Raw genomic sequence first — 4,020 nt, 5'->3', positions numbered from 1 at the left:
CACACCCTCCCGGTCGGTGGTGTGGTCGTCCGCGAAACGACGGTCACCCGTCGCGTCCGGCACGTACTTCACACAGACAACGATCCTCAAGCTCACGGCCTGTCTCCTGTACTGGTCTCGTCCGGCGGCTGCGGCTGTGCAAGCGGGCGCGAACTCGGCACGCACCCGCTCCGGGCAGCGTGTTCCCGTGCCGGTCCGGAACTTCCTGGCAGCATACTCGCCAGTAGTCGAATGACACTACTGGCCAGTAGCTTACGCCGCCGAGCCCCGGCCGACCGCCCCTCGGCCCCCCTCGCGAGGGCCTGAGGGCCCCCGGCCCGGACGGCCCGCGGAACGGCTCGCACTGCCGTCAGCCCTCATCCTGCCCCAGCGTCCCGCCGACACCACCCGACGGGGCGGCGCATCGGGAGTGGGATTCACCACCCGGGCCGCCGCACCCCCCGGAGCGGATCAGACCGCCTCGCCCAGCGCCGCGATCACGTCCGCCTTGCGCGGCAGCCCGGCCGCCCGGCGCACCACCCGGCCACCCGCGTCCAGCACCAGGACCGTGGGCGTCCGCAGGATCTCCAGCCGACGGACCAGCGCCAGCCGCTCCTCGGCGTCCAGCTCGATGTGCGCCACCCCCTCGACCAGACCCGCCACCTCCCCGAGCACCCGCCGGGTGGCCCGGCAGGGCTGGCAGAAGGCGGTGGAGAACTGCACCAGCGTGGCCCGCTCGCCCAGCGCCTCCCCCAGGTCCGCCGCCGAGAGCCGTACCGCCCCGTCCTTCGCCCGCACCCGCAGCCTCCCGTCGCGCTGGGCCCGCAGCAGCCCGAACGCGCTCGCCACCGCGAGCACCACGACGCACACCACCAACCCGGTCATCCCCCCAGTCTGCCCCGGCCCCCCAGGAGTCCGACAGAGTGGTCGACCGCCGGGGCGGGGCCCGCGTACGATCGCCGGGTGGACTCCGACCGCCCGGTACGACCGCTGCTGACCACCCGCCGGGTGGTCGACCTGTGCCGGGCCACGGCCTCGCGCTGTCACTGACGCGCCCTGCCGTCCCCCCTTCTGCGATCCAGATCCGGAGCCCCCGTTGCAGATAGACCCCCGCGGCCCGAGGTTCGCCGCCGCGCTCAGCGCGGCCGTCCTCGGCGCCGTCCTCCTCAGCGGCAGCGGCCTGCTGCTCACCCTCCAGGGCATCGTCTTCGGCCTCGGCGCCATCGGCGGCCTGCACCGGTCGCCGTACAACTGGCTGTACCGGACCCTGCTCCTGCCCCGGCTCGCACCGCCCACCGCGACCGAGGACGAGCGGCCGCCGCGCTTCGCCCAGGGCGTCGGCCTGGTCTTCGCCGCCGTCGGCGCGCTCGGCTTCCTCACCGGGGTGACCTGGCTCGGCCTGCTGGCCACCGCGTTCGCCCTCGCCGCCGCCTTCCTCAACGCCGTGTTCGGCTACTGCCTCGGCTGCGAGATGTACCTGCTCGTCCGCCGCTCCCAGGGCCGGCTGGACGCCGCGTCCTGACAGGACGGGAAAGGTTCCCGGCCCGCCCATCACGGACGTCACACACCCGTCACCCGCCCGACCGCCCGCCTCAGGTGACAGCGGGCACTCGTTCGGGGGATCATTTCCGTGTATCACCCGTGGCCGCCGCGGCGTGCCGCGCCTCCGGTCGGCCCCACGTACGACACGGGTACCGCCGGACCGGGCCACCAGGGCCCGTGGGAAGTCAGGACTGACCGTGGCAGAGCTCGTGTACCCGCCGGTGATCGGCGCCGCACTGACCGTCTTCCGCGCGCTCGACGTGCGCATCAGGATCGTCGGCGCCGAAAACATCCCCGCCCAGGGCGGAGCGGTACTGGTGAGCAATCACATCAGCTACCTGGACTTCCTCTTCGCCGGCCTCGGAGCCTTCCGCGGCGGCAAGCGCAAGACCCGCTTCATGGCCAAGGACGACGTCTTCAAGCACGCCGTCTCCGGCCCGCTGATGCGGGGCATGAAGCACATCCCGGTCGACCGCACCGACGGCCAGCCCGCGTACGAGGCCGCCGTGCGCGCCCTGCGCGCCGGCGAGATGGTCGGGGTCTTCCCGGAGGCGACCATCAGCCGCTCGTTCATGCTGAAGAAGTTCAAGACCGGCGCCGCCCGGATGGCCGCCGACTCCGGCGCCCCGCTGCTGCCGGTCATCCTGTGGGGCACCCAGCAGCTCTGGACCAAGGGCCGGCCGAAGACCCTCACCAAGCGCCACGTCCCCGTGACCATCATGATCGGCGAGCCGATCGAGCTGGCGCCCGGCGACAAGCCCGTGATGGTCACCCGCCGGCTGCGCGCCGCGATGAGCGAGATGCTCGACCGGGCCCAGCGCGAGTACCCGGGCAAGCCGAGCGGGCCTGAGGACACCTGGTGGCAGCCCGCCCACCTCGGCGGCACCGCGCCGACCCTTGAGGTCGCCGAGGCCGAGGACGAGGCAGAGGCCGAGCGCCGGGCCAGCCGCGACTGACGCCCCCGGGCCGGCGGCGGCCGGCCGGGCGCGCCGCGCCGCGCCGCGCCGTCAACCCAACAATCCATTCTTCATACTCCGTGCGACCGAGTGGCCACGGACCGTCGCGTGTCGGCGGCCTGCCCGCCCTCCCGATCTGACACAGTGACAGCTCCCCCGGGGGCCTCGTCCTGCACCGAGACGGAGATGACACGCCGATGACCGGCACACGGCTGCTGCCACTCACCACCACGGCCCGCACCCGCGCCCGCGCAGGTGCGGGCCTCCTGCTGGCGGGCACCGCCCTGCTCGCCGGGTGCGGTGTCCAGCCCGGCGAGATCCCGCTCAGCGAGATCCGGACGGAGTCCCCGTCCGCCACCCCGCCTCCCGACCCCGCCATCGCCAACGCGACCCCGGGCGTGATCGGAGCCGCGGCACCGGCCCTGCCCGTCACGGCCCACAACGGCCTGATCGCCGGCCGGGTCTTCCTCGACCCCGGACGCCTCACCAGCGCCGTCTTCACCGTGACGGCCGACGGCGGCACCCTGCAGCAGCTCACCCGGCCCTCCGGCCAGGACCGCGACGACCACCCCGACTGGTCCCCCGACGGCAGCACCCTCGCCTTCGACCGGACCGAGACCGAGACCGGCGCGGCCCGGCTCTGGACGGTTTCCGCCGACGGCGAGCGCGCCCACCAGATCGGCCAGCTCTGCGAGACCGGCGCCGCCGACTGCGCCAACGAGCAGGAGAGCGGCCCCGCCTTCTCCCCCGACGGGAAGCAGCTCGCCTTCAGTCGCACCTGGGGCGCGATCGACACGTCCACCCAGCAGATCCAGTACTCCGACCTGTACCTGATGAGCCCCGACGGCACCAACGCCCAGCGGCTGACCTTCCTCACCAACGACACGCCGTACTCCGGCGAGGTCCGCAATCCGAGCTGGTCGCCCGACGGCAAGCAACTGGTCTTCGAGTACCGGACCAGCTCGACCGGGCAGCCCGCCAGCGGCCGGGCCCTCTACGTCGTCAACGCCGACGGCACGGGCCTGCGCCGACTCACCCCGTGGGAGCTGCGCGCCGGCGAGCGCGCCAGCTGGTCCCCCGACGGCACCCGGATCCTGTTCACCACCTATCCGGCCGGCCCCGACTACACCCCCGGTGGCGGCATCTACACCGTGCAGCCCGACGGCAGCGCCATCGACGCCCTGACACCCGGTCCGTCCGAGGTCTTCTACGGGGCCGCCGCCTACTCCCCCGACGGCACGTCCATCGTCTTCTCCCAGGCCCCCGCCGGCGGAACCGCCGACCTGTACCGGATGCAGACCAACGGCACCGGCGTCACCCGGATCACCGAAACGGCCGACCAGTGGGTGAGCCGCCCGAACTGGGGCACCGCCGCACCCCACTCGTAACCACGGGGCGCCGGGGCCGGCCTTCGGTCGGCCCCGGCGTCGCGTGGGCGTGCCTTTCCCGGAAACGCAAAGAACCCCCCGATCCTTACGGACCGGGGGGTTCTTTGGAATGATTGTTCGGCGGCGTCCTACTCTCCCACAGGGTCCCCCCTGCA

At 73.4% G+C, this 4,020-nt stretch carries 4 protein-coding genes and 1 pseudogene; 3 read left to right on the top strand and 2 right to left on the bottom strand.

Annotated features, from left to right (window positions below; all coding sequences use genetic code 11):
- Both ABT263_RS38490 and ABT263_RS38485 read right to left on the bottom strand, forming a co-directional pair.
- Nucleotides 1–96: pseudogene (locus ABT263_RS38490) on the bottom strand (electron transfer flavoprotein subunit beta); the annotation flags it as partial.
- Between the two features lie 354 nt (nucleotides 97–450).
- Nucleotides 451–864, bottom strand: a complete 414-nt coding sequence (locus ABT263_RS38485; RefSeq protein ID WP_329490784.1) for a thioredoxin family protein — start codon at nucleotides 862–864, stop codon at nucleotides 451–453.
- 211 nt (nucleotides 865–1,075) lie between these two features.
- On the opposite strand from ABT263_RS38485, the gene ABT263_RS38480 reads away from it, so the two are divergent.
- From ABT263_RS38480 to ABT263_RS38470, 3 genes are all read left to right on the top strand, one after another.
- Complete coding sequence (locus ABT263_RS38480) at nucleotides 1,076–1,501, top strand: DUF4395 domain-containing protein (protein ID WP_329490783.1); 426 nt, start codon at nucleotides 1,076–1,078, stop codon at nucleotides 1,499–1,501.
- Nucleotides 1,502–1,718: 217 nt separating this feature from the next.
- On the top strand, nucleotides 1,719–2,477 hold the full coding sequence (locus ABT263_RS38475; protein WP_352298541.1) for a lysophospholipid acyltransferase family protein: 759 nt from the start codon (nucleotides 1,719–1,721) through the stop codon (nucleotides 2,475–2,477).
- 197 nt (nucleotides 2,478–2,674) lie between these two features.
- Nucleotides 2,675–3,865: a TolB family protein gene (locus ABT263_RS38470; RefSeq protein WP_352298538.1), complete on the top strand. Its 1,191-nt coding sequence runs from the start codon at nucleotides 2,675–2,677 to the stop codon at nucleotides 3,863–3,865.
- Nucleotides 3,866–4,020: the final 155 nt, after the last annotated feature.

The sequence above is a fragment of the Kitasatospora sp. NPDC001603 genome (genome assembly GCF_040298365.1).
Classification (GTDB): Bacteria; Actinomycetota; Actinomycetes; order Streptomycetales; family Streptomycetaceae; genus Kitasatospora.
Note: the sequence above shows the minus strand (reverse complement) of the source record. Positions and strands in the feature narration are given on the sequence as shown.

Bases quoted from the DNA above. Each gene is read 5' to 3' on its own strand.
- ABT263_RS38470 (WP_352298538.1), top strand. From the start codon at position 2,675: ATGACCGGCACACGGCTGCTGCCACTCACCACCACGGCCCGCACCCGC.
- ABT263_RS38485 (WP_329490784.1), bottom strand. From the start codon at position 864: ATGACCGGGTTGGTGGTGTGCGTCGTGGTGCTCGCGGTGGCGAGCGCG.